Source organism: Streptomyces sp. Inha503, assembly GCF_047215865.1.
Classification (GTDB): Bacteria; Actinomycetota; Actinomycetes; order Streptomycetales; family Streptomycetaceae; genus Streptomyces; species Streptomyces lycopersici.
Genome location: NZ_CP178360.1, coordinates 11548453 through 11574090, shown reverse-complemented (window position 1 = coordinate 11574090; position 25638 = coordinate 11548453). Strand labels below are relative to the sequence as shown.

The following is a 25638-nucleotide window of genomic DNA, read 5'->3' as shown; positions in this document are numbered from 1 at the left end:
GGGTGAGCGCCGATGCGTGGCCGGGTGCGCCGTTCAGAGGGCGAGGCAGGCGGAAGCGCATTTGTGTGGTCAGGGCCTGGCCCTGTCCCGTCGGAATCGGGCGAGCGGAGGTGAGTCGGCTCCGTCACGCGGGGACAGTGCCGGTGCTCGCCGCGCGGGCCCATACGATGAAGGCTGTTGACGCGGTAGCTGAAGTGCTGGACTTCGCTCGGGCGCGTACCGGGCTCTCCAACGTGACGGTGTCACTGTGCCTCGGATGCCCGTGGCCGCGGCACTCCGCCCTGAGGTGACCGCCGACAGCCATTGACCGAACGGGGGCTTCGACGTCGTGTTCTCCTCATCCACCGCACCACCCGGGCCGGCCGCACCGCACATGGTCGTCTGTGGTGATGACGCGCTCGCCCACCGCCTGGCCGCGGAGCTCCACGTCGTCTACCGGGCACGGGTGACGCTCATCATCCCGGGCGGTGTCTCCCTGGCGGAACCCACGGGGCGGAGGATGGCGGGAGGCCGTGCCGCCGCGCTCTTCGGCCGGCTGACCACGGCCGTGGGACGGGTCCCGCCGCCGAGGTCCCCGGACGACGCCGCCCCGGACCGGGGAGTGGAGGTCATGGAGGCCCCGGCGCTGGACGACGAGGTGCTGGCCGAGGCGGGCATCGAGCATGCGACAGCGCTCGCCCTGGTCCATGACGACGACGAGGCCAACATCCACGCCGCGCTGCGGGCTCGCCGCCTCAACCCCCGGCTGCGCCTGGTCATCCGGCTCTACAACCGCAAACTCGGCCAGCACCTGGAGGAACTCCTCGACCAGGCGGCGTGGGTCGCCGCCCCCGGTATGGACCCGGCCGAACTGGACGCGTCCACCGCCGTGCTGTCGGATGCCGACACCGTGGCCCCCGCACTGGCGGCCACCGCCGTCGCGGGCACCAGCAAGGTGGTACAGGCAGACGGGCTGCTGCTGCGCGCGGCCGAGCGCATTCCGCCCGGCTCCGACGAGGTCGCCGATCCGGGGCTGTGCACCCTCGCCCTGCTCTCGTCCACCACCAGCGATCCGGGCGGCAGCGAGGGCTCCGAGGGCAGCGGGGACGAAGGGCCCAGACTGCTGCCGGGAGACGACGAGGTCGCCGCCGCCACCGGGCGCGGCACGGTGGTGCTGGAAGCCGTCTCCGCCACCGGCACACCGCTGCCGCCGCGGCGGCTCGGCAGCCGCAGACTGCCGCTCGCCTCACTGTTCTCCCGCCGGCTGCGCTGGTCCGTCGCCGGCATGGCGACCGCCGTGCTCGCGCTCGCCGTCGCCTCCTGGTACTTCACCGGGGCCGGTCTCCTCCACGGGGCCTACCTCACGGTGCTGGACGTCCTGGCGATCGACGACCCCGCGCTCGACGAGCCGACCGGACGCAAGATCCTCCAGCTGCTGTCCGGGCTGACCGGACTGCTCCTGCTGCCCGTGCTGGTGGCCGCCGCGCTGGAAGCGATGGGCACCTTCCGCACCGCGTCCGCGCTGCGCCGCCCGCCGCGCGGCCTGTCCGGCCACGTCGTGCTGCTCGGACTCGGCAAGGTCGGCACCCGGGTCCTGGCCAGACTCCGGGAGATGGACATCCCCCTGGTGTGCGTGGAAGAGGATCCCCAGGCGCGCGGCATCCCGCTGGCCCGCAGGCTGGGGGTGCCGACCGTCATCGGCGACGTCACCCAGGAGGGCGTCCTGGAGGCCGCCAAAATCCAACGCGCACACGCCCTGCTCGCCCTGACCAGCGTCGACACCACCAACCTGGAGGCGACACTGTACGCCCGCTCGGTCAAACCCCGGCTGCGGGTGGCCCTGCGCCTGTACGACGACCACTTCGCCACCGCCGTCTACCGCACCCTGCGCGCCGCCCACCCACAGGCGCTGACCCGCAGCCGCAGCGTCTCCAGTCTGGCCGCGCCCGCCTTCGCCGGGGCGATGATGGGCCGCCAGATCCTGGGTGCCATACCGGTCGAGCGCCGGGTACTGATCTTCGCCGCGCTGCACGTCGCCGGACATCCGCGGCTGGAGGGGCGTACCGTCGCCGAGGCGTTCGCACCGGGTGCCTGGCGGGTGATCGCACTGGACACCGCCGAACCCGAGGACCGGCAACGCGACCTCGCGGCGGCACCCCGCTACGGCGAGGCCACCCGGCAACCCGCCCTGGTGTGGGAGCCGCGCCCCGATTACGTCCTGCGGTCACAGGACCGCGTGGTGCTGGCCGTCACCCGCCAGGGCCTGGGTGAACTCCTCGGCGGTCACCCGCCCGCCGGTATTCACGGACCGCGGAGAGCGGACCGCTGAGACGGCGACCAGCAGACGGGACGCGGTCGGCAAGGCGGAGACCATCGCCTCGGCATCGGCTTCCCCCGCCCCCACTCGACCAGGCTCACTCAGCCCTCGCCGGGTCGCACGACGACGGCGTTGGCCTCGACACGTCCGCTGTGTTCGAAACGGAGGGTGAAGGGCACCAGGTCTCCGGCCCGCCAGCGGGCCGTGGCCGGGACGGTCACATCACTGGTGAACGGTGACATGTCGAGCGTGCCGCCCGCCGGAACCGGCAGGGACTCCGCGGCCTGGGGGTAGGCCGATCCCCGCCCGGTCATCCGGTGACGACTGAGCGAGATCCCCCCGGTGACCGCGGAGGACGTCACCCCGATCAACCGGTCCCGCGCCCCGCCGGTGTTGGTGATCCGGAAGAACGCGGCGGTCCGGGACGCTCCCGGGGCGGGAAGGAAGAGCCGCGCGTCGGTGACGTCGATGCGCGGGGGCCTGCCCGCGTTGCCCGAGGCGGTCCATACGGCGAGACCGCCCAGTGCCAGGACACAGGCGCAGGCCGGAGCGGCCGCGACCCGCAGGGAGTCCGTGAGGCGACGGTGGCTGGGCGTCCAGGAGGGGTTTGTCATCGGGCGGATCTCCACCTCGGTATCGGGCCGCGGTCGCGGGCAGGCAGTCAGTCCGCGAGCGGCGAACAGGGGCATCACAGTGGTGTCCGGGCGGCGGGCCGGGCAGGGCGGCCGCCGGTCGGTGACGGCTGCCAGACACGCAGTCGCAGGCTGTTGCCGACCACGAGCAGCGAGCTGGCCGACATCGCGACCGCGGCCAGCATGGGGTTGAGCAGGCCGACCATGGCCAGCGGCACGGTCACGACGTTGTAGCCGAACGCCCAGAGCAGATTGGCCCGGATCGTGCCCAGCGCGCTGCGGGCGAGACCGACCGCATCCGCCAGGGTCTCGATGTCACCGCGTACCAGGGTCACGTCGGCCGCCCCGATCGCCACGTCCGTGCCGGTGCCCATGGCGATGCCGAGGTCGGCTCCGGCCAGGGCGGCCGCGTCGTTGACACCGTCGCCGACGACGGCGACCCGGTTGCCCCGCTCCCGCAGCTCGCGGACGAGGGCCGCCTTGCCCTCCGGGGTGCAGCGGGCGTGCACCTCCTCGATGCGCAGGTCGGCGGCGACGGCGCGGGCGGGTGCCTCCCGGTCGCCGGTGGCGAGCACCGGTCGCACCCCCAGGCGGCGGAGCCGGTCCACCGCCCGGTAACTCCCCGGCCGCAGGACGTCCCCGATCTCGATCAGCGCCTCGGTCTCGCCGTCGACGCGGACCACGACCGGGGTGCGGGCGGCGGTCGCGCCGACCGGCAGCGCCCGGGCCAGGGCGGGAGGCAACGCGTCGTCCGGGGCCAGGACCTCGACCAGCCGGCCCGCCACCCGCCCGCGGACGCCCCTCCCCGGCAGCGCGAGGAAGTCGGCCACGGCCGGAAGCGGCTCCCAGGGAACGGTTCGCCGGGCATACGCGGTGATGGCACGCCCCAGCGGATGTTCCGATCCCTGTTCGACCGCGCCCGCCAGCCGGACCACTCGCTCCTCGCCGAGTCCGCCCGGCACGGCCGTGACCCGGGCGACGCTCATGTGCCCGGAGGTGAGAGTGCCGGTCTTGTCGAGCACCACCGCATCGAGGTGCCGCAGTCCCTCAAGCGCCCGCGCCCCGCTGACCAGGACGCCGAGTTGGGCTCCCCGGCCGGTGGCCGCCATCAGCGCGGTGGGGGTCGCCAGCCCCAGCGCACAGGGGCACGCCACGACCAGGACGGCCACGCACGCGGTGATCGCCGCCTGCGGCTCGGCGCCGGCCCCGAGCCAGAATCCCAGCACCGTGACGGCCAGGGCGAGCACGACGGGGACGAAGACCCCCGCGACCTTGTCGGCGAGCCGCTGCACCCGTGCCTTGCCCGCCTGGGCCTCGGTCACCAGCCGGGTGATACGGGACAGTTGTGTGTCGGCTCCGACCGCGGTGGCCCGTACGAGGATCAGCCCTCCGGCGTTGACGGCACCGCCGATCACCGGCGCGCCGGGGCCGACCTCCACCGGCTCGCTCTCCCCGGTCACCAGGGAGAGATCGACGGCCGAGCCGCCCTCCACGACCGTGCCGTCGGTGGCCAGGCGCTCCCCGGGCCGGACGACGAAGACCTGACCGACCCGCAGTTGCCCGATCGGGATCAGGCGCTCGGCGTCGCCGTCGCGTACCGAGACCTCCTTGGCGGCCAGCCGGGCCAGTGAGCGCAGTGCCGCGCCGGTTCCCCGCCGGGCCCGTGCTTCCAGGTGGCGGCCCGCCAGGACGAACAGCGGTACGCCGACGGCGGCCTCCAGATAGATATGGGCGACGCCGTCCGGGGCGGTGGGCACCAGGCTGAACGGCATCCGCATGCCGGGGGCGCCGGCGCCGCCGAGGAACAGCGCGTAGGAGGACCAGGCGAAGGAGGCCACGACTCCCAGCGACACCAGGGTGTCCATGGTCGCCGCCGAGTGTCGCAGTCCGCGCGCCGCCCGCAGGTGGAAGGGCCAGGCTCCCCAGACGACGACGGGCGCGGCGAGTACGAAGCACAGCCACTGCCAGTCGCGGAACTGGAGACCGGGCACCATCGACAGGACCAGCACCGGCACCGCGAGCAGGGTCGTGATCACCAGCCGGTCGCGCTCCCGCCGGGCGTCCTCCGCCTCGTCCCCTTCGTCCCCGTCCTCGCGCCGTCGCTCGCCGGGCGGTTCGGGGAGCGCGGCGGAATAGCCGGCCTGCTGGACGGCCGCGATCAGCTGGTCCTGGCCGACTCCGGGCGGGTGGTTCACCCGGGCCCGGCCGGTGGCGAGGTTCACGTTCGCCGTGACCCCGTCCAGCCCGGCCAGCTTCTTCTCGACGCGCCGCACACAGGCCGCGCAGGTCATTCCGCCGACGGAGAGGTCGGTCACACGGCCGTCCGGGACGTCGATCCGGTGGCCATCAGCGCCCGCTTCCGTGGTCCGTGCCCATGCCGTCCCTGCCCATGCCGTCCCTGCCCATGCCGTCCATGTCCATGCCGCCACCGTCGTGGCCGCCTCCTGAGCCGTCCTGTGTCGTGCCGGTGCCGTGCATGCCGGGGGCGACGGGCCCGGCGCTCGTGCCGACGGCGTGGGAGGCGGCGAACACCACCACGAGCAGCAGGAGGAAGCCGCACAGCGCGGGCGGGGGCAATGCTCGGGTCAGCGACGTGGCCGCCCGGCGGCGGGCAGGTCGGTGGTTCTGCTCCATATGAGGAAACTCCGATCGCTCTCAGCTCTGTTCGTAATGGCTCGGTCTGCCGTGGCGGTGGACGAGGCGGCCGAGCTGTTCCGCACTGGTCCGGGGCATGAGGGTCCATGTGCCGTCGGTGCGGTGCAGGGCGGCGGAGTGCCAGGGGGTGGTCCAGACGTCGTGGGCGTCGAGCAGGCGGATGCCGAACTTCGGGGCGCCGACGGGCTGGGGGTGAATGGACAACCGGACGGCGCGAGGGTGGTGTTCGGCGATCAGTCCGCCCCAGGCGCGGCTGCGCTGGATGACGCCGTACGCGCGTCTGCGGCATTCGCGTTGGAGGGCGGAGCGGGTGCCGGTGAAGTCCGCGGTGTCGTCGACGAGGAATCGGGTGATGCCCCGGTACAGGGCCAGGGTGTGGCCCTCGGAGCGGACCTCCGCCCGCAGCGCCTCCAGGGTGGGGGCGTAACCCTGGTGCACCCGGGCGCGCTTGGCGCCGTACGGCAGGTCTCCCAGCACATCGCGCAGGTCGAAGACGGACAGGCGGTGCAGGTCCGCCTCCCGTATGAGGTGTCCGAGCGCGTCCGCGTAGGCGTCTATGCGGTCGTCCGGGACGCGGATGAGGTCGCCGAAGACATGGCCGTCGGAGCAGATGATCACGCGGGCGCCCGGCGGGTGGATCCGCTCGATCTCCTCGCACAGGGTGTTCAGGAAGCCCAGTGACAGGCGTTCGCCCTGGTCGGGGAGGTGGCCGAGGACCTTGGCGAGGTTGGGGGACTTGCACGGGAAGCCGGGCAGGGTGAAGATCACGGGTTCTCCGGCGCGTACGAAGCCGGCGATCTGGCGCAGTTGGTGCGGGAACGCCACCACTCCCCCGGGCGCGGCGGCGCTCGTGCGGTGGTGCGGCAGGAGCAGGTTGAGGATGGCGGCGCTGATGCCGCTCGTGGAGCGGATGTCCGGCGTGGTCGTCGGCGGCATGGATGGGGTCCTCCGTGAGGGGGTGCGACGCGGGCAAGCGGGCATGGCCGTATGGCGCCTCGGCGTGCCGGGTCATACGCGCCGGTCGTAGCCGACGAGCAGGTGGTTGGTGCCCCGTCCGAGGACCGCCGGGATCCACTCGATGTCCTCGTCGTCGATGGCCAGGCGCAGTCCGGGCAGGCGGGCCAGGAGGGTGTCCAGGGCGATCCGGAGCTCGGTCCGGGCCAGGGCGGCTCCGGGGCAGAAGTGGATGCCGTGGCCGAAGGCCAGGTGGGGGTTGGGCGAGCGGTCGAGGTCGAGTGCGTCGGGGTCGGGGAAGCGGCGCGGGTCACGGTTGGCGGCGCACAGCGAGATGATCACCGAGTCACCGGCCGGGATCCTCGTACCGTGCAGGTCGCCGTCCTGGTCGAGGAAGCGCCATGTGGTCAGCTCGAAGGCGCTGTCGTGGCGGAGGAGTTCGTCGACCGCGCGGGGCGTCAGGCCGGGGTCGTCGCGCAGCCGGGCGAGCTCGGCGGGATGGCGGAAGAGGGCGATCAGGGCGGTGGTGATCTGGTTGGTGACCGGTTCCTGTCCGGCCACGAGGAGCTGGAAGATCATCGAGTCCAGCTCCTCCGGCGACAGCTCTCGGCGTTCGCGGGCCATGACGAGGCTGCTGAGCAGGTCGTCCTGCCGGTGTTCGCGCTTGTGGGCGACGACGTCGGCGATGTAGCCCTGGAGTCCGTGCAGGCGGGCCTCGTACAGCGGGCGTCCGGGGTCGGTGGGGCCTACCGGCTGGACGACCTTGCCCCAGTCGCGGTCGAAACGGGCGGCCAACTCGGCCGGCAGGCCGATCACTTCGGCGAGGACCCGGAACGGGAAGTGGGCGGCGAAGCCGGAGACGAGGTCCGTGGGACCGGTTTCCGGGAGGGCGTCGACGAGGGCGTCGGCCAGTTCCTGGAAACGGGGCCGCAGCCGCTCGATACGGCGCGGGGTGAAGGCGTCGGTGACCAAGCGCCGCATGCGGGTGTGGTGGGGCGGGTCCTGGTGCAGGAGGTGCGCCTGGAGCTGGGAGTGTTGTGGCTCGGGCATGATCGAGGCACGGGCGCGCCAGTGGTCGTTGCCCCGGTCGTGGTCCTTGCCCAGGCGGTCGTCGTTCAGCGCGGCGTGGGCGGCCTCGTAACCGGTGACGAGCCAGGCATGCACACCGCTGGGGAACAGGACGCGATGGACCGGACCGCTCTCACGCATCCGCTCGTACAGCGGATAGGGATCGGCCTTGTATGGGCGGCCCATGAGCGGGACCGGGTCGGGCAGGGGTTCGCGTGGGCGGTCCGCGGCCCTGGTGGGCAGAGGCTCCTGGGGGGTCATGGAGGGCGCTCCTCAGAGGGCGAGGTCGGGCTGGTGGTGGTCGAGCCAGAGGGCGAGGTCGACGACGCGTTCGAGGCGGAGCCGGTGGCCCCACCGGAGTTGATCGGGCGCGGTGTCGAGGCAGGGTTTGATGCGGGTCTCGTCGGCGAGGGAGCGGACCCGGTCATCGGTGAGTGCGTCGCGGGCCATGTCCTGTAGGCCGCGGTTGTAGTCGGGGTGGTGGGTGGCCGGGTAGTGGTTCTTGGGCCGGTGCAGCACCGACTCGGGCGCCAGCCCCGTGCCCGCCGCGCGCAGCAGGCTCTTCTCCCGGCCGTCGAAGCTCTTCAGCGCCCATGGGGAGGTGAAGGCGTACTCGACGAGCCGGTGGTCGCAGTAGGGGACGCGCACTTCCAGGCCCTGTGCCATGCTCAGCCGGTCCTTGCGGTGCAGGAGCTGGCGCAGCCAGCGGGTGAGCGACAGGTGCTGCGTCTCACGTTGCCGGTGCTCGGTCTGCGACTCGCCCTCGATATGCGGTACGGCGGCCAGGGCCCCGCGGTAGGTGTCGTCGCGGAACTCCCCGATGCGCAGGTCGAGTTCGGGGTTGAGCGGCATGGCGGCCTCGTCGCCGGTCACCAGCAGCCAGGGGAAGGTGGGCGCGGCGAGCGCCTTGGGGTCGTGGAACCAGGGGTAGCCGCCGAAAACCTCGTCGGCTGCCTCACCGGACACGGCGACGGTGGAGTGTTTCCGGATCTCCCCGAAGAGGAGGTAGAGGGAGGTGTCCATGTCGCCGACACCGATCGGCGAGTCGCGGGCCGCCACCACGGCCTTGCGGTGCTCGGGGTCGAGCAGAGCGCGCGGGTCCAGCACGACCGTGCTGTGATCGGTGCCGATGAACGCGCCCGCTTCCGTGGCGTACGGGGTGTCGTGGCCGGTGCGCAGGACATCGCCGGTGAAGCTCTCGGCCTGGTCGCTGTAGTCGACGGCGTAGGAGCGGATACGGGCGTCCGGGCCCTCGCGCAGGCGCAGTTCGTCGGCGAGCAGGGCGGTCAGGACGGTGGAGTCGATACCGCCGGACATCAGGGAGCACAGGGGGACGTCGGCCTCCAGCTGGGCGCGGGCGGCGGTGCTCACCAGGTCGTGGACGCGGGCGACGGTGGTGTCCCGGTCGTCCTGGTGGACACCGGCCTCCAGCCGCCAGTAGCGGCGTTCGCGGATGCCGTGCCGGTTCAGGAGGAGCAGGCCGCCGGGCTCGACCTCCCGTACGCCCGACCACACTGTCGGACCGGTGTTGAACAGCAGGCTGTACGCCTCGCGCAGCCCGTCCGCGTCCACCCGTGGCCGTATCTCCGGGTGGGCGAAGAGCGCCTTGGGCTCGGAGGCGAAGGCCAGACCGCCGTCGACGGCCGCCCAGAACAGGGGTTTGACACCCAGCCGGTCGCGGACCAGGAGCAGCCGCCCCTTCCGCTCGTCCCACACCGCGAACGCGAACATGCCGTCCAGGTGGTCGGCCACCGACTCGCCCCACTCGGCGTAGGCGCGCAGCACCACCTCGGTGTCACCGCGGGTCCGGAACTCATGGCCCAGGTTCCTCAGTTGGGCGCGAAGCTCATGGTGGTTGTAGATCTCACCGCTGTAGGTGAGGACGCTCGTCGGGTGATCCGGCCGGTCGGTCATCGGCTGTACGCCGCCTTCGATGTCGATGACGGCCAGGCGCCGGTGGCCGATCGCGGCGTGCTCGCCGAGCCAGACCCCGCCCGCGTCGGGCCCGCGCGGGGTGAGAGTGGCGGTCATGGCCTCGATGACCGGGGCCCGGGTGCGGGCGTCCTGGTGGAAGGACACCCAGCCGGTGATTCCGCACATGGGTACGACTCCTCGGTGGGGGCTTACGGATCGATGCTCAGCGGGGTGCGGCGGGTGCCGTGTCGGTGGCCTTCTCGGGGAGGTTCGCCGGACCCCGGGCGGGCAGGGCGAGCAGGGGTACGGCGAGGCAGGCGGCGGTGGCGGCGAGCGCCAGGGCCGTCCGTGCGCCGCCGTCCGGACCCGTCAGCCGCCAGGCCGCCGTGGCGAGGGCCGGGCCGAGCGTGAAGCCGAGGCTGCGGGCGAGCTGCACCGTGGAGCCGACCGTGGCGGTGCGGCCCGGCGGAGCGGCGCCCATGACCAGGGCCTGGGTGGGCCCACCGGTCAGCCCCATGCCGAGGCCGGCCAGGACCAGCCGCCAGGCCACCTCGGGCGGGGACCAGCCGTCGCCCGGCAGGACGAGCAGCAGCAGCCCGGTGGCGGTGAGGGCGGCACCGGCGACCGCGACGGGCCTGGCACCGCAGCGGTCGGCGAGCCGTCCGCCGAGGGGGCCCGCCAGCCCCATGCCGAGGGGGAAGGCGAGCACGGTCAGGCCCGTGGTGGTCGCGCCGACGCCCTCGTCGTGCTGGAGGTGCAGGGCGACCACGTAGTGCATGGCGGCGAAGCCCACCGCCAGCGCCAGCACCGCGCCGTGCACCCGCAGCAGCCCCGCGGCCCGCAGCACATCGGTCACCGGACGGCCGCCCGGGCCCCGCAGCCACCACCACAGCGGTGGTACGGCGACGAGGGCGAGAGTGAGCCAGGCGGGCGCGTCGGAGCCCAGGGTCAGGGCCAACAGCAGGATCGTTACTCCCGTGGCCACCAGGGCCGTATCGGCAACGGAGCGCCGGTCAGGGCCGCGCGGGCGCCCGCCCCGGGGCATCGCCCGCCGCACCACCGCCAGCGTCACCAGGCAGAGCGGGATCTTGACCAGGAAGATCCAGCGCCAGCCCAGATGGTCGAGGACCAGCCCGCCGACCGCCGGTCCGACGACGGCGCCCAGGGGGCCGAGGGTCGCCGGCACGCTCATCGCACGCCCGCGCAGTTCCGGCCGTACGGAGCGGACCGCCAGCACCGGCATCAGCACGAACAGCACGGCGCCGCACGCACCCTGTCCGATCCGGGCGGCGATCAGCCAGGACGCCCAGGGGGACGCGGCGGCAAGCGCGCTGCACAGCCCGAAGCCGGCGGTCGCGGCCAGCAGCGCGGGGCGGACATCCATGTCGTCGAGCCAGCGGCCGACGGGCAACAGCAGGGCGACGACGGGGAGTTGATAGCCCAGGGTCACCCACTGCGCCACCGTGGCGGACACCCCCAGGCCCGCGGAGATGTCCGCGAGGGCCACGTTCACGATATTCATGTCGAGCATCGCCACGAACGACAGCACGCCCGCCACGGACACCAGGAGCCAGCGGTCGTGGACTTCGGCTACGTCCCCGGGCCGCTCCGCACCGGACGTGTCGTCCGTCATGCGCCCTCCCTCTGGTGAACCACCACGTCTTCCCGGTGGTCGAGGGCGATCAGCGGGTCCCCGGTCAGCGGGTGCTCGATCACGGCCGCGCGCACGCCGAACACCTCGGCCAGCAGGGCCGGTCGCAGCACCTCGCGGGGTGCGCCGGAGGCGACCACGCGGCCGCCGTGCAGGACGTGGAGCCGGTCGCACACGGAAGCGGCGGCGTTGAGGTCATGCAGCGAGACCAGGGTCGTACGACGGTGGCCGCGCAGCAGGGCGAGCAGTTCGACCTGGTGGCGGAGGTCGAGGTGGTTCGTCGGCTCGTCCAGGACCAGGACGTCCGTCGCTTGGGCGAACGCGCGGGCCAGCAGCACGCGTTGGCGTTCGCCGCCGGACAGCTCGTTGAAACGGCGGGCCGAGTGGTCCGCCATGCCGACATCGGCGAGGGCACGGGCGACCATGTCCCGGTCGGCGGCGTCTTCCCCGGCGAACGCCCGCTTGTAGGGGGTGCGGCCCATGGCGACGACCTCTCGCACGGTCAGCTCGAAGTCCTCACCGCGCTCCTGCGGAAGGGCCGCGATGTGCCTGGCCGACCGGGCGGGGCTCAGCTCGCGGATGTCGGTGCCCTGGAGCAGCACGCGCCCGGCGGCGGGCTTCAGGTGCCGGTACACGGTCCGCAGAAGCGTGGACTTGCCGCTGCCGTTGGGCCCGACCAGGCCGGTGATCTCGCCCGCGGCCGCGATGAGGTGGGCCCCGGCCACGACCGTGCGTCCGGCGTACGCCACGTCAAGGCCCTCGATGTCGATCCTCAACTCCCGCTCCCCAACCGCCGGTCCAGCAGATACAGCAGCGCCGGAGCGCCGATCAGCGACGTGACGACCCCGACCGGGAGCTCCTGCGTGTCCATGGCCGTGCGGCACACGAGGTCGACCACCACCAGCAGCAGCGCGCCGAAGAGCGCCGACACGGGCAGCAGGCGACGGTGGTCACCGCCGACGACCAGACGGCACACGTGGGGGACCATGAGCGCGACGAAGGCGATGGCCCCGGAGACCGCGACGAGGACGCCGGTGAGCAGGCTGGTGACCGCGAACAGCTCACGGCGCAGCCGTACGACGTCGATGCCGAGCCCGGCGGCCGTCTCATCGCCCATCAGCAGCGCGTTGAGCCCCCGGGCCCGGCCCTGGAGCAGCAGCAGGACCGCAGGAACCGCCACCGCGGGGGCGGCCAGCAGGGGCCAGCTCGCGCCGCTGAGACTGCCCATGAGCCAGAACAGCACACTGTGCGTCTGCTGCTCGTCCCCGGCCTGGAGGACGAGGTAGCTGGTGAAGCCGGACAGGAACTGCCCGATGGCCACCCCGGCGAGCACCAGTCTGAGCGGCGCGAATCCCCCGCCGCGCCGGGCCACCGCCCAGACGAGGGCGAAGGTGGCCAGGGCTCCCGCGAACGCGGCGCCGGACAGGCCGAGGCCCAGGGCGCCCCCGGTGCCGAGGCCGAGGACGATGGCGGCGACGGCGCCGAGGGAGGCGCCGTTGGAGACGCCCAGGAAGTAGGGGTCGGCCAGCGGATTGCGGACGAGGGCCTGCATCGCCGTACCGACCAGACCGAGCCCGGCGCCCACCAGCGCGGCCAACAGGGCGCGGGGCAGGCGCAGTTGCCAGACGATCAGGTCGTTCGTTCCGGGCCTGGGGGCATGGCCGGTCAGTCTGCGCCAGACCACGCTCCACACCTCGCCCGGCGGGATCGACGTGGAGCCCCAGGCGACCGCCGCCGTGAGGGCCGCGAGCAGCGCCACCGCGAGGAGCAGCGCCAGCGGCCCGGCGGGGACGGAACGCCGCGTGCGCGCGGGGGCGTCGGTGGCGCCATCGGTGGCGCCCTTCCGGCTCACCGTGACATCGAGCACGGTCAGCCGACCTTGCCCGGGTAGAGGGTCTTGGCGATCTTCTGGACGGTGTCGGCGTTCTCGACGCCGCCGATGGTGGTCTGCTCGGAGCCGATGCGCAGGAAGTGGCCTGCCCTGACGGCCTTCAGGCCCTTGGTGGCGGAGTTCGACTCAAGCCACTTCCGCGCCTCGTCGAACGCCTTCTCGTTCGCCGCCCGGCTGCCCCGGTTACGGACGCCGAGCTGGATCCAGTCCGGGTTCCTGGAAATGACCTCCTCCCAGCCGACCTGCTTGTAGTCGCCGTCGCAGTCGGCGAAGACATTGCGGGCACCGGCCAGAGTGATCACCGCGTTGGCGACCTGCCTCTCGCAGACCGCGGTGGGCTGCTTGGTACCGGCGTCGTAGTCGAAGAAGAAGTACGTCGGCCGCTCATCCTCCGCCGTCTTGCCGACCGCTTTCTGGACGGCGGCCACCTTCTCCTTCATGCCGTCGACGAGTTCCTTCGCCTTCGCGCCCGTGCCGGTGACCGCGCCCAGGGAGGTGATGTCGGCCTCCACCGCGGACAGGTCGGTCAGCGCGCGCTTGTTCCGTGCCGCGCAGGCGGTGGACTTGAGGTAGATGTGCTTGATCCCGGCCGCCCGGTACTCCTCCTCCGTCGGAGCGTCGCCCATACCGCCGCCCATGTTCATCGAGGCGAAGGTGTCGATGTACACATCCGCGCCGGAGCCGAGGAGCTTCTCCTTCGGGATCACGGATTGGGCGAGCACCTTCACCTTCCGCGCCCGCGCGTCGAGTTCACCCGGCAGCGTGCCCTCGCCGGGCGGGAAGCCGGTGCCGAGCACCTTGTCACCGGCGCCCAGGCGGAGCAGCAGCTCCAGGCCGGAGGCGTTACTGGTGACGATCCTCTCGGGGGCCTTCGAGAACGTGGTCTCGGCGCCCGCGCAGTCGGTGACGGTGACCGGGTGGTCGCCGGTGGCGGGCTTCTCGGCGCCGGCCCTCGCCTTGTCGCCGTCCCCGCCGCCGCCTCCGTCGCCGCAGCCCGCCACGAGGAGGCCGCCCAGCACGACAGCCGTCGTACCCCACCACACACGAGAACGCATCGAAACACTCCTGGATCCACTTGCCACACGGGGCGGGAACATCGCCCGGTGCAGTAGTCGTGGCGGATCCGGAGTCGGTTCCCGCGCGTTGGCGGGCATGCGAATGCCGTCCCGCGGCGGCGTCGCGCGTTCAGCCCTCCGAGGGGGTGCCCCAGCCCGGTACCGGGTCACCGACATCGTGCGCGGCGAAGAAATCCGCGACTTCGGCGGCTTCTTCCGCGTCCGGCTGATCGTTGGTGCATTCGGGGCCGGCCCAGGCGCCGGACATCACCTTGGAGCAGACGCTGCCCGGTCCAAGGTCGCTGAGCGACAGAATGTGCCCCAGTTCATGCACGGCGATGCGGGACGGCTTGTACTTCTGAGCATCCCCGGTTTCGAGGTAGACCCAGCCCCTGCCCAAGCCGTTGACGAAGGAGTGGGAACCGGTGCCGTTCGCGGTCGTGTATTCCTTGACCCGTAAAGCCGCCGGGGTGTTCTGCTCGACGAACGTGATTCCGGGGACGGCTTTGTTCCAGATGTCCATCGCATCCCGGACCGGATCCGCATAGGATCCGGCCAGAAGGAGATCGATCGGAATGACTTCCGGCTCGGGCTCCACGGCATTCGCCGGAGCACCGGCACTCACCACGACGGCACCGGCGCATACTGCGGCCGCCATCAGATTCATCACTCGTCTCGGCACTGCCACCATCTCCATCGCTCCTATGGGTTTCCGTTGACGTCTCGCACGGAAAGCAGGGAACAAGTCGCGGATTTCCGCGCCCCTTCCCGTGCCCGCACCGCAGCAGGAATCCACTGGAGGGATTCCGCGGCAGCTACCATGACAAAATATCCGCAATCTGAAACCACGTCCGAAAGGCACCCCATGAGCCAGCCTTCCGCCGGTCCGATCGTCGAGCGGATGGATGCCCGGCATCGATACGAGATCCTGGTCGACGGTGAGCGCGCCGGCCTGACCGCGTACCGCGACCGCGGTGAGCAGCGCGTCTTCCATCACACTGAGGTCGACGACGCGTTCGCCGGGCAGGGCCTGGCCGCGCTGCTGGTCCAGCGGGCACTCGCCGACGTACGCGGCTCCGGGAAGCGGATCGTGCCCGTCTGCTCGTACGTGGCCAAGTTCGTCGAGAAGCACGGTGAGTTCGCCGACATCACCGACCCCGTGACCCCCGATGTCCTGCGGTGGCTGGAAGCGGAGCTGGACTGACCGCTGAGGAGGGCGCACCAGCGGCCGAAGGGCGCACCATCCGCCGGGTGCGGGGCCCTGGCGCCGCTCCGCGTCTGCGCCCGAAGGTTGAATCACCTCGGATGCGGCCGGACCCGTTTCCGGGTCCGGCACCCGAACATCCAGCGACCCCCGTACGGCTGCGTGGCCTGGCGGTTCGCCCTGCCCGGCAGCCAGCCGGTGGTCAGCTGCCGGTGGACCGGACGGTGCTCATGATCTTCTTGAGCTGGGCGTCCGTCAGCGCCTTCGGAACTCCTTGGTCCGCGTAGATCACCCAGCCGTGCATCGTCCCGTCGGGGAGCTTCTGCGCGATACTGTGCACGACGGCCTTCGGCGGAACGCAGGAGCTCGGCCGGTTGGTGACGGTGACCTGGGCGGTCGCGGTGTAGCCCTCAATACCCCCCTGCTTCCACGGCTTGGCCTGGCTGACCTTGATCTTGGGCTTGTGGTCCGCACCGCCGTACGCGGCGAAGCCCCAGTTGCCCGCCCAGTTGCGGGCGTTCTCCTGGAGCGTGCCGTCCTTGCCACCGCCCGTGGTGCCGACGGTGGCGAGCTGCCCCTTCCCCGCCTCACCGAAGGCCTTGGGATTGGGGCTCGACGCGCAGCCGCCCTCACGGTAGTTGCCGGCCGCGGTCATGACGACGATCGGCTGGCCGTTCTTGTCCGTGTAGGAGAGGGCCGTCTCCTCGTCGAGGATCTTCCACTTCTCGGCCTTGGCGGGCACGTCGTAACGGAAGTGGTGCTTCTGCGAGGTCTGCGTCTGCCACCCCGTGAACAACGGCTGATCGCCCGAGGGGCTGGCCGGGGCGGAGGACTGGGACGAGCCCTTGGAGGGCGCCTTCGACTCCGCGGCGCCGGTGTCCTTGTCCGTGCCGCTGCTGGTGTCCTCGTTGCATCCGCTCAACGCGACGGCCATGCCGATGCCAACGGCCGCGATCAGGGTCTTCTTCATTCGCCGGGACGGCGCCCACGTGGACCGCGGGTGGTGAGCAAGGTTCTTGAAGATCTTTGTTTGGGACATGACCGGCACTCTAGGCGAGCCGCGTCGCCACACATCCCCAGGTGGGCGCCCCACCGCAAGACGGATACCCACTCGTGACACATCAGATCAAGCTGATACCCGCAGCTGGGGCCTCGTAGGGGACGCCGACCTTGGCGGCCAGGCCGGAGATCATCAGCTCCAGCCCGTACTGGAACTCCGCGTCGTGATCGCTGTCGGCCAGATAGGGCGCCGTCGCGGTCAGAATCGGGTCGCCGGAGGCCGCGATGGCTTCGGTGCGCTGCTGGACCTGGTCGCTGTCCATGGCGCCCAGATAGATGGCATAACCCAGTTCACGCATGATCGAGCCGACCATGAAGGCGGTGTAGCCGCGCAGGACATGGACCATCTCCTTGGGGGCGAGTCGGAGTTCGTCGAGGCAGGACAGCGTGGAGCGCATGGCCTCCAGGGCGGCGGGCGACTGCGTGGGCCGGGTCAGCACCAGCGGGAACGCCTTCGGGTGCCGCTTGGCGGCGGCGCGGAAGGCGGCGGCGTGCGCCCTGATCCGCTTCTGCCATGATCCGCCCTCCTCCTCGGGAAAGGCGATACCGGCCAGGAGCGCTTCGGCGACGCCGTCGAGAAGGGCCCCCTTGTTCGGTACGTGGTTGTAGAGCGACATGTTCTCGATGTCGAGCTCCGTGGCCAGTTTGCGCAGGGAGAAGGCGTCGGGGCCATCGCGGTCGATCATCGCCACCGCCGCCGCGATCACCTTTTCACGGGTCAGGCCGACCCGCCTGCCACGGCCGGTTCCTCGCGCCGCCATGCGTCACCTTCCCTTGACATCACTTACGGCGCAAGTCTAGCGTTCCGCCCCACAAGACTTGCGGTGCAAGTGTCACTGCGGGCGGTCACACGGGGTTCACGAGCCGACCAGGGAAGAAGGACTCGATCGATGGAACTCGCCTGGCAGGACACCGATGCCCGCGACATGCCCACGCTCGGCACCCCGATCACCACCCTCGACGGCCTCGCGGACATACCCGGCGGCTACGGCGCACAGCTCGTGTGGGCCCGCGCGCGGGCGGAGGCGCTGCGTACCGAGTTCGCGGCGACCGGTACCCCGGACACCGTCACCACCTGCGACCTGGTGACCCTGCCCTATCCGACGAGATTCGGCCTCTTCCGCGCCTCCCGGGCCATCGCCCCGTTCCTCGCCATCACCAACCGCATGCTCGTCATCCGCTGGACCGAGAGCGACGGGCGGCGACGGGTGCTCCTGTTCGAGCCGAGCGATGTCCAACTCGGCCGTAACACCCCGTACTTCGCCGCACTGGCCCGCCGCACACCCGGCCCGGTGCGATCCCTGATGGTCACCGAACACGGCACCGTCCTCGGGCACCTGGCCCGGCTCGGCATCGCGCCCGAGGACGTCGACTATCTCCTCTTCGACCATCTGCACACCCAGGACCTGCGCCGGTGGATCGGCACCAGCACCCCCCAGCCGGACTTCGGCGACCGTCCGGTCGAGCCCGCGTTCCCCCGCGCCAAGGTGATCGTGCAGCGGCATGAACTGCTGGCCATGTCCGAGCTCCACCCGCTCCAGCGCCCCTGGTACCAGCCCGAGGCCTATCGGGACGTGCGGCCCGAGGCCTTGTGCGCCATCGACGGCTCACTGCTCCTCGGCCCCGGTGTCGCGGTCATCTCCACCCCAGGCCATGTGCTGGGCAATCAGACCCTGCTGCTGAACACCTCCAGCGGCATCTGGGCGTCCAGCGAGAACGCCATCGCCGCCGAGTGCCTGACCCCCGAGCACTCCCGCATGCCCGGCATCGCCCGCTGGGCTCGCGCGTGGCAGCAGGAGGTCGTGCTGAACGCCAACACCATCGAGACGACCGCCGAGCAGTACAACTCGCTCATCATCGAGAAGACGCTCGTCGACCGCGCCCAGGCCGATCCCCGCTTCCCGCAGTTCTTCCCCTCCAGCGAACTGACCGCCGCCTGGACCAACCCCGGCACCGGCCCCACCTTCACCCACAAGGCAGTGACCCACCGTTGACTTCCTCCCTCTCGTAAACGAACGAGGGGGATTCCTACGGCTCGCGCCGTGGGGCTTCCTGCTTCATCACCGACTGCCCCGTCCGGGAGGACTCCCGTTGAGGTCTTACACCAGCTCCACAGGCCGACACCGCCAGTCCGGCGGCCAGAAGGTTCTTCGCCGCGTTCACGTCCCGGTCATGGGTCGCACCGCAGGCGCACGTCCAGGTACGGACACTGAGCGGCGTCCTCTTTTGCAGGGTGCCGCATACGGAGCACAGCCTGGAGGAGGGGAACCAGCGGTCGACCGCGATCACCTCACGGCCGTACCAGGCGGCCTTGTACTCCAGCATGCTCCGGAACTGCGACCATGCCGCGTCGGAGATCGCCCGGGACAGCTTGCCGTTGCTGAGCATGTTCCGGACGGTGAGGTCCTCGATCACGAGCGTTTGGTTCTCACGCACGAGTCGAGTGGTGAGCTTGTGCAGATGGTCACGGCGACGGTCGGTGATGCGGGCGTAGACCCTGGCGACGTCGCGCCGCACCTTGGCCCGGTTGGCGATCTTCTCGCCCGTGGAGAGGGTGAGCAGGTGGCCGAGCCCGGCGTCGATACCGACCGCCGAGCCGGTGGCGGGAAGCGGCTGGACGGCGGGGTCCTCGACCAGGAGGGAGACGAACCGCTGGAGGGGGACCGAGGACAGCACGCATCCGAACGTGCGCGACAACTCCGCCGCCTGCGCATCGGTCGGATAGAAGCGGTACCGATACGCCCGCTTCACGTGAGTGGCCATGACTCACAAACCAGCACATCAGCTCGTGACCATATGACGGGTTGTCAGTGGCGGACACCGCATCGCCCCGACGGCGATTCGGCTCTCCCTGTCCTGCTCCGCAGGAGTCCGGTCCCTCCCCCGACCGAAGGCGGAGCCTTCCTCGGAGGTTCCCGATGACCACCGTGATCAGCGACGAAATCCTCGCGTCCCGCCAGAAGCTGGTCCTGGACCACTTCCATGACGAGGTCCGCCAGGAGTGGGACGACGTTCTGGCCACCTTCCCGCATCCGCGCTACGAACTGATCCCCACGATGACGGTCCACGACGGCGACACCGCCGTGCGCGGCTACTACCGCGACAGCCGCCGCGCCTTCCCCGACCAGGACCACGAGATCATCGCCCTGCGCCACAGCGGCGACGCCGTGATCGTCGAATTCTGGCTGCTGGGCACGCACCTCGGCCCGCTCGGCGCGATCCCGGCCACCGGAAGCCGCTTCCGTGTCCGCATGACCGCGTACTTCATCTTCGGCGACGACGGGGACGGGGCCGAGAACCTCGTCTGCGAGCGGATCTACTTCGACAGCCTCACACTGCTGAAACAGCTGATCGGCGGTCTGAACCTGCGCGATCCGCGCAACTGGCTCCTGGCCGTCCGCTGCCTGCGCGGGCTCCTCAAGGAGGCCGGTGGCACCCCACACCCCGCCCTCGTCAACACGCCGAAGGCGGACCTGTCGTGAAGGTCCACCACCTCAACTGCGGCACCATGCGCCTGCGCGGCGGACCGCGGCTGGTCTGCCACGTCCTCCTCCTCGAGACGGACGCACAGGGGCTGGTGCTCGTCGACTCCGGCTTCGGTCTCATGGACATCGCCACCCAAGGCCGCCGAGTGGGCCCGGCCCGCCACTACATCAAACCGGCCCTGGACCCCGAAGAGACCGCCGCCCGCCAGGTCGAACGGCTCGGCTTCCGCCGCGACGACGTCCGCCATATCGTCCTCACCCACTTCGACGCCGACCACATCGGTGGCCTCGCCGACTTTCCGCACGCCACCGTCCACGTCACCGCGGCCGAGGCACACGGCGCGATCCACGCCCCCTCCTGGCGCGAACGCCTCCGCTTCCGCCCCGCCCAGTGGGCCCACGGCCCGAGCATCGTCGAGCACGGCCCGGACGGCGAGGCGTGGCGCGGGTTCGCCGCCGCCAAGGAGCTCGACTCCGTGGCGCCCGGCATCGTCCTGGTCTCCCTCCCCGGCCACACCCGCGGCCACGCCTGCGTCGCGGTCGACACCGGCACCCGCTGGATCCTGCACGCCGGGGACGCCTTCTACCACCCCGGCACCCTCGACGGCCGCACCCCCGTGCCCGTTGCCCTCCGCGCCATGGAAGCGGCCGTCGCGTACGACCTGAAACAGGTCCGCGCCAACCACGCCCGCCTCGGCGAGCTGCACCGGCGCGCGGAACCCGACCTGACGATCATCTGCGCCCACGACCCGGTCCTGTACGAGAGGATGCGGGCCGGTTGAGGGAAGAAGCCCGGGTACCGCCGCACCCGGGTGCGGCGGCTACTACCTGGGCTACCAGGGCACGAGCTGGTCCTGGTGGTTGAGGAATTTCAGGCCCGGTTCGCCGCCGTGGCGGTCGATCGTGTCCACCACGCCCGGGATGGACTGGTCGATGGTCAGCGGTGCGTCCGGGCCGCCGAGTTCGGTGCGGACGTGGCCGGGGCACATGAGCAGCAGCGTGTGCGCGGCTTCGGCGTACCGGGCGGCGTAGCTGCGCATCAGCTGGTTCAGGGCGGACTTGCTGGCGCGGTAGACGTCCTGGCCGCCCTTGGTGTTCAGGCCGAGGCTGCCCTGGCGTGAGGACATGACGCCGATGGTCCCGGTCGGGGCGACCAGCGAGCGGAGGGACTCGACCACGCGCATCGGGCTGAGTGCGTTGGTGACCATGACCTCGGTGAACATCTCCGTCGGCACGTCGCCGATCGGGATGTTGCCCCTGGTGATGGCGGCGTTGACGAACAGCAGGTCCAGCGTGCGCCCCGCCAGGCGCTCGCGCAGCGCGGCGACCTCGTCCGGTTTCGTCATGTCCATCGACTCGACCATGACCCGGCCCCCGGATGCCTCGGCCAGGTCGTGGAGGCCGGTGCGCCGCTCGCCCCGGACCGTACCGATGACGTTCCAGCCGCGGTGCGCGTACTCGGTGGCGAGACCGAGTCCGAGGGTGCGGGACGCGCCGACGATGAGCGCGGTCTTGGGGGCGTTCACGCCTGGACCGCCGGCTTGAGGACCTCTTCGCACCACTGGCGGAAGGTCGTCGGACTGGCGGTCTCGGGGGTGCGCCGCACGCCCTCGTCGATACCGTCGTCCTTGGAGCGCATCATGTCGACGTAGCCCTGCACGATGGCGTCGCCGACGCCGCGCCCCGTGAATGCGGCGCGGAGGTCTTCCAGTGACTGCCGCTGGTAGCGGATCGGACGGCCGAGCACCTCGGACATGATGCGCGCCATGTCGTTGGCCGAAAGGTCCTCGGGGCCCAGCACCGGGACCTCGCCCGTCCCCGTCCACGAGCGGTCGAGCAGCAGACCGGCGGCGGCCGCGGCGATGTCTCCGGTGGTGGCCGTCGGTGCGGTGCGATCGGCGGCTGCGGTGTCGGTGAACACGCCGTCGTCGCGGATCGAGGCCACCTGGCGCAGCAGGTTGTCCATGAAGCTGGGGCAGGCGAGCGCCCGGTAGGCCACGCCCGTGCCCGCGATGAGGTCGTCCATGGCCAGCGAGGCCGTCACATGCCCGGCGCGGTCGGCGGCGGGGGTGCCGCGGCCGAGCGCGGAGACGCCGACGACGTGTCCGACCCCGTGAACCGTGAACGCCTTCGCGGCGGGGCGGGTGAACCCGGAGTAGACGGCGTCCAGACTCGGTGCCCGCGGGTGTGGCGGGGCCAGCCAGAAGACGGCGTCCGCGCCGGCGAAGGCCCGGTCGACGACCTCGGCGTCGCCGTGCGAGCCGGTGACGACGTCGACTCGGGCGCGGACGGCTTCGGGGAGCTTCCCCGGGTCGCGCACGATGACCCTCAGCTCTTCGCCCCGCTCGGGGGCCTCGTTGAGCAGGATTCCCATGACCCGGCTGCCGATCTGGCCGGTGGGAGCGGTAATAACGATCATGTTTATGAGTCTCGGGGCGGGCGCCCTGTAGCGTCCAATACCTTCTCCGGCAATTGATACCTTAAGGGCATGGATCTCGATCTGCGCAAGCTCCGCTATTTCGCCGCGGTGGCCGAGCACCGGCACTTCGGCCGGGCCGCGGAGCAGCTCTTCATCGCCCAGCCGGTCCTCAGCCGCCAAATCAAGGCGTTCGAGCAGGAGTTGGAGTGCGCCCTGCTCGTACGGACCACTCGCAGCGTGGAGCTGACTCCCGCTGGGAAACAGCTCCACGAGGAGGCGCAGCGGATCCTCGGGACGGTCGCCGCGGCGGTGCGGCGCGTACACGACGCCGAACGGGGTGCCCAGCGCCTCGTTGTCGCCTTCTCCCCCGGGCTGCGTGTGTCGGCCGCGATCCGGGCCTTCACATCGCGCCACCCGGACGTCGAGACCGACGTCGTCCCGGCCCACTGGTGGCAGCCGGACGCGCCGCTCCGGGACGGCCGGGCCCAGGTCGCCTATCTGCGCCAGCCCTTCGACGACTCGGGGTTGCGCACCATCCCCATCGGGCACGAGCCCAGGGTCGCCTGTATGCCCGCGACGCATCCGCTGGCGCACCGCGAGAAGCTCACCACCGCCGACCTCGACGGCGAGAAGATGATCACCGCGACGACCCGGCCGATGTCCTCGATCGAGGAGAAGTTCGAGCTCATCGCCGCCGGGCACGGTATCGCGCTCATCTCCATGAGCGCCGCGCGCTCCTACTCCCGCCCCGACCTCGTCCACCTCCCCGTCACGGACGCGCCAGGGGCCGAGACCTGCCTGGCCGTCGCCGCTGACCGGCACGAGAAGCAACCGCTGCGCGACTTCCTGGAGATCGCCACCGCGACGCTGCGGCGCGCCTGAGCGGCCGGCGGAGCCCGAACCGGTCACCGACCGGCAGGGCAGGGTGGGTCCCAGGCTTCCGGCGACCCGGACGGCGGTGAGCACCGACGGCCACAGCCGCGGGTCGAATATCTTGTGCGTGCCGATGACGGAATCGCGCGCCGAGCCGACCGCACAACCTCACAGAGCCGTACGCGCGGGTCGTTGAGGAGCACCGGCACCAGCGGCGCAAGCCGCGGTCGTATGAGCACGCTGGCCAGGTGGGAGGCGAGCTCGGCACGGGCCTGCGCGGCGCACTGCGCGCTCGGGGCCTGGGTCAGTCGGCCTTCGGCGAGCTCTTCGACAAGCCGCCGGATCGTCGTGCTTGTCCTCGGCCGCCAGCGCGGCAAGCCGGTCACGCGTGGCCGGGCTCACCTACAGTCAGGCAGGCCGATCCAGCGATCCAAGGGACCTTTTTGCTATCAGGGCATCAGATCACCCACGTGCGCTGAATACTCAGGGTTAACGGCGCGGGTCGCGACGGCGGAGAGTAGACGCGCTAACGCACACATTGCGAGGACCGAACCGGAGTGATTCACTCGAAGTGAGGTACCGAAGTATCTCCATCCCAGTTGAAAGAGTCCAATGTGCTGGGGCCAGCCACCACCGCTGAAAACTCTCGCGGTGTGGGCGTTGCAATGCGCGTCATGCCAGGCCGCGTATGCATGAGCGGGAGTGGCTCACGATATCGTCCGCCGCTGTAGTCGCGCATGTCCATCTTCTCTTTGCGTTACCCAGAAGTGGAAACCGGCACGAAGCTAGGGAGCTCTCCATGGCCATCGCGTATGAGTCCGGCCTCCTGCCCACTCCCGAGCGGGAGATGGAGCCAGCCATCGAGATCGACTTCAGTGAAGATCTCACGTCGGAGCAGCGCAAAGTCGCCAGGCGCTCGGTTGAGCATATGGCGGCCAGCGGTATCGAAGCGCGAGAGCAGCAACGCGCGGTGGAAGCGGGGTATCAGGAGCTCTCCGATCAGATCAATGCTCCTCTCCGCAAGGCAGTCGAAGCGGATGAGGCGGCAATCAAGAAATTCCACCACCTGCGCGACCACACACCGCTGAGATTCGATGAGCCATCGATTCTGGAGATGGGCGCTGACCACCCCGTCGGGATCGAAGAAGCCACCCTGCGTATTCACGACGTTCGTGCGACGCAAGTCTTCACCGCGCCGTATCACTTCGACTGGCGGTGGCACAACACAGGTGGAAGTGCCCCGTACACGTCATCCACCAACCGCCCCTTGGGGCAGGTGTCCCTGCAAGGCCGGTGCGGACCGTGGATTCCGGGAGCCGGCGGCAAGTTCGTCGAAGCACATGCGGGATTCGGCCTGCTCTTCCGGCCGACTGTCAACGGGTTGCTCAGTGGGGACTCGCTGAGAGTACTGGGCTGGTTCTGGGTCGTGGGGGCGTTCGGTATCGGAAGCAACGCCACCGTCGAGGGCGGTACGGAGTGCACGATCCTTGAAGACGGCAAGCTCAAAGCGAATCAGTCCCACAAGCTGTGGCGAAAGCGTGTCAGCGTCGACGAGTGGGCGGACCAGGCCCAAACCAGCCCCGTAACGGATACTCCGATGAGGACCCAGTTCCCGATGCGGGCGGGCCACGAGTACACGTTCAACGTGGGCTTTTGGATATACGCCGACAATACCGCGGGAGTCGGTACCTCTGGGGCGATCTCAGGCCTTGGCGGGCGTGTTCCCAGCATGACGATCACACAGCCGTAGCATCGGGGTTGGCCGGTGGCGGTGCCGGTTACCCACGGCTGGCTGACGGCTCCCCGCCCGGCCACACCGGCACCGGCACCGGCACCGGCCGACGGCTATGACATGACGACCGCTGCCGTCCTCGACCACGGCGGCGCCGACCTGCCCGTGCTGATCCCCGAGACCGTCAGCAAAGCCTGCCTCCAGGCCGGGCCGGCGTGTCCCTGCGGGTGGGCACCGGCGGCAGGCGGCGAGTCCTTACCCCGACAGGCGCAACGGAACGTAATCATTTCGATGCGGCGCGTTCGTACAGTGGCCCCTATGTGGCGCCCCCCGCGACGTGGCACTCTCGCCGTCCTCACCATCCAGTCCACCGTGCTGATGGTTGCCCTCGGCCTCTTGCTGGCCGGGACTCTCCTCACAGCAGGCGGTCTGACCACGCTGACGGTGAAACCGGTGCGAACGGTCACCCCGAAACCCCGGCACTCTCACAGCCCGACATCCACCCCGCCGACGCCTCCCACGACACCCACGACCCCGGCCCCGCAGACCACCTCCGGAGCACCACCAACCTCCCCGCCACCCTCCGCCCCCGGCTCGTCGCAAGCGCCTCCGCCGCCCGGAGCCTCCGGCCCACCCGGGGACACCGCGGAAATGGCCCAGCAGCCGGAGGCCAACCAGCCGGCCCTGCTGACGACGTGGCTGGGGTTCTTCGGCCAGGTCATCGGACTACTGACCGCGCTGATCGGACTG

The 25638-nt window shown here is 71.0% G+C and carries 23 protein-coding genes; 7 read left to right on the top strand and 16 right to left on the bottom strand.

Translation table 11 applies throughout. The features are described from left to right. Positions 1-373: 373 nt before the first annotated feature. On the top strand, positions 374-2308 hold the full coding sequence (locus ACJX2R_RS47685) for an NAD-binding protein (RefSeq protein ID WP_413106137.1): 1935 nt from the start codon (positions 374-376) through the stop codon (positions 2306-2308). Between the two features lie 89 nt (positions 2309-2397). Here ACJX2R_RS47685 and ACJX2R_RS47680 read toward each other — a convergent pair whose 3' ends face one another. From ACJX2R_RS47680 to ACJX2R_RS47630, 11 genes are all read right to left on the bottom strand, one after another. Continuing rightward, a complete protein-coding gene (locus tag ACJX2R_RS47680; protein WP_413105235.1) occupies positions 2398-2910 on the bottom strand; it encodes a copper chaperone PCu(A)C in 513 nt (170 codons plus the stop codon). Between the two features lie 74 nt (positions 2911-2984). Next, positions 2985-5243: a heavy metal translocating P-type ATPase gene (locus ACJX2R_RS47675; RefSeq protein ID WP_413105234.1), complete on the bottom strand. Its 2259-nt coding sequence runs from the start codon at positions 5241-5243 to the stop codon at positions 2985-2987. Positions 5244-5274: 31 nt separating this feature from the next. Then, a complete protein-coding gene (locus tag ACJX2R_RS47670; protein WP_413105233.1) occupies positions 5275-5562 on the bottom strand; it encodes a hypothetical protein in 288 nt (95 codons plus the stop codon). A gap of 21 nt (positions 5563-5583) precedes the next feature. Then, the gene (locus tag ACJX2R_RS47665; RefSeq protein WP_413105232.1) at positions 5584-6519 is read right to left on the bottom strand and encodes an L-tyrosine/L-tryptophan isonitrile synthase family protein; all 936 of its coding nucleotides are present in this window, start codon (positions 6517-6519) and stop codon (positions 5584-5586) included. Positions 6520-6591: 72 nt separating this feature from the next. Then, positions 6592-7866, bottom strand: a complete 1275-nt coding sequence (locus ACJX2R_RS47660; protein WP_413105231.1) for a cytochrome P450 family protein — start codon at positions 7864-7866, stop codon at positions 6592-6594. 12 nt (positions 7867-7878) lie between these two features. Next, positions 7879-9705, bottom strand: coding sequence for an asparagine synthase (glutamine-hydrolyzing) (gene asnB / locus ACJX2R_RS47655; protein ID WP_413105230.1), 1827 nt, complete (start codon positions 9703-9705; stop codon positions 7879-7881). A 37-nt stretch (positions 9706-9742) separates the two neighbouring features. Further along, positions 9743-11152, bottom strand: a complete 1410-nt coding sequence (locus tag ACJX2R_RS47650; protein WP_413105229.1) for an MFS transporter — start codon at positions 11150-11152, stop codon at positions 9743-9745. Then, complete coding sequence (locus ACJX2R_RS47645; RefSeq protein ID WP_413105228.1) at positions 11149-11946, bottom strand: ABC transporter ATP-binding protein; 798 nt, start codon at positions 11944-11946, stop codon at positions 11149-11151. Before ACJX2R_RS47645 ends, ACJX2R_RS47650 begins: the two co-directional genes overlap by 4 nt. Continuing rightward, entirely contained in the window at positions 11943-13022 is a 1080-nt protein-coding gene (locus ACJX2R_RS47640) for a FecCD family ABC transporter permease (RefSeq protein WP_413106136.1), read from the bottom strand. Before ACJX2R_RS47640 ends, ACJX2R_RS47645 begins: the two co-directional genes overlap by 4 nt. 17 nt (positions 13023-13039) lie before the next feature. Beyond that, entirely contained in the window at positions 13040-14116 is a 1077-nt protein-coding gene (locus ACJX2R_RS47635) for an ABC transporter substrate-binding protein (RefSeq protein ID WP_413105227.1), read from the bottom strand. A gap of 130 nt (positions 14117-14246) precedes the next feature. Then, a complete protein-coding gene (locus ACJX2R_RS47630) occupies positions 14247-14813 on the bottom strand; it encodes a snapalysin family zinc-dependent metalloprotease (RefSeq protein WP_413105226.1) in 567 nt (188 codons plus the stop codon). 168 nt (positions 14814-14981) lie between these two features. Here ACJX2R_RS47630 and ACJX2R_RS47625 point away from each other — a divergent pair, with 168 nt between their 5' ends. Beyond that, positions 14982-15320, top strand: a complete 339-nt coding sequence (locus ACJX2R_RS47625; RefSeq protein WP_262697853.1) for a GNAT family N-acetyltransferase — start codon at positions 14982-14984, stop codon at positions 15318-15320. 202 nt (positions 15321-15522) lie between these two features. Here the strand turns inward: ACJX2R_RS47625 and ACJX2R_RS47620 are convergent, their stop codons facing one another. Next, positions 15523-16290 carry a hypothetical protein gene (locus tag ACJX2R_RS47620; protein ID WP_413105225.1) on the bottom strand — a complete coding sequence of 256 codons (768 nt, stop codon included), beginning with the start codon at positions 16288-16290 and terminating at the stop codon, positions 15523-15525. A 151-nt stretch (positions 16291-16441) separates the two neighbouring features. Next, the gene (locus ACJX2R_RS47615) at positions 16442-17140 is read right to left on the bottom strand and encodes a TetR/AcrR family transcriptional regulator C-terminal domain-containing protein (protein ID WP_413105224.1); all 699 of its coding nucleotides are present in this window, start codon (positions 17138-17140) and stop codon (positions 16442-16444) included. Between the two features lie 129 nt (positions 17141-17269). On the opposite strand from ACJX2R_RS47615, the gene ACJX2R_RS47610 reads away from it, so the two are divergent. Then, on the top strand, positions 17270-18373 hold the full coding sequence (locus tag ACJX2R_RS47610; RefSeq protein ID WP_413105223.1) for a hypothetical protein: 1104 nt from the start codon (positions 17270-17272) through the stop codon (positions 18371-18373). 34 nt (positions 18374-18407) lie between these two features. Here the strand turns inward: ACJX2R_RS47610 and ACJX2R_RS47605 are convergent, their stop codons facing one another. Continuing rightward, positions 18408-19142, bottom strand: coding sequence for an RNA-guided endonuclease TnpB family protein (locus tag ACJX2R_RS47605; RefSeq protein ID WP_413105222.1), 735 nt, complete (start codon positions 19140-19142; stop codon positions 18408-18410). A gap of 155 nt (positions 19143-19297) precedes the next feature. Between ACJX2R_RS47605 and ACJX2R_RS47600 the strand changes: the two genes are divergently transcribed. Together ACJX2R_RS47600 and ACJX2R_RS47595 are read left to right on the top strand one after the other, a co-directional pair. Beyond that, positions 19298-19861, top strand: a complete 564-nt coding sequence (locus ACJX2R_RS47600) for an ester cyclase (RefSeq protein ID WP_413105221.1) — start codon at positions 19298-19300, stop codon at positions 19859-19861. Further along, positions 19858-20646, top strand: coding sequence for an MBL fold metallo-hydrolase (locus ACJX2R_RS47595; protein WP_413105220.1), 789 nt, complete (start codon positions 19858-19860; stop codon positions 20644-20646). Before ACJX2R_RS47600 ends, ACJX2R_RS47595 begins: the two co-directional genes overlap by 4 nt. 51 nt (positions 20647-20697) lie before the next feature. Here the strand turns inward: ACJX2R_RS47595 and ACJX2R_RS47590 are convergent, their stop codons facing one another. Next, entirely contained in the window at positions 20698-21390 is a 693-nt protein-coding gene (locus ACJX2R_RS47590) for an SDR family NAD(P)-dependent oxidoreductase (protein ID WP_413105219.1), read from the bottom strand. Continuing rightward, entirely contained in the window at positions 21387-22283 is an 897-nt protein-coding gene (locus ACJX2R_RS47585) for an NAD(P)H-binding protein (RefSeq protein WP_413105218.1), read from the bottom strand. Before ACJX2R_RS47585 ends, ACJX2R_RS47590 begins: the two co-directional genes overlap by 4 nt. Positions 22284-22352: 69 nt before the next feature. On the opposite strand from ACJX2R_RS47585, the gene ACJX2R_RS47580 reads away from it, so the two are divergent. Together ACJX2R_RS47580 and ACJX2R_RS47575 are read left to right on the top strand one after the other, a co-directional pair. Next, on the top strand, positions 22353-23165 hold the full coding sequence (locus tag ACJX2R_RS47580; RefSeq protein ID WP_413105217.1) for a LysR family transcriptional regulator: 813 nt from the start codon (positions 22353-22355) through the stop codon (positions 23163-23165). Between the two features lie 790 nt (positions 23166-23955). After that, the gene (locus ACJX2R_RS47575; RefSeq protein WP_413105216.1) at positions 23956-24906 is read left to right on the top strand and encodes a hypothetical protein; all 951 of its coding nucleotides are present in this window, start codon (positions 23956-23958) and stop codon (positions 24904-24906) included. Positions 24907-25638 lie beyond the last annotated feature (732 nt).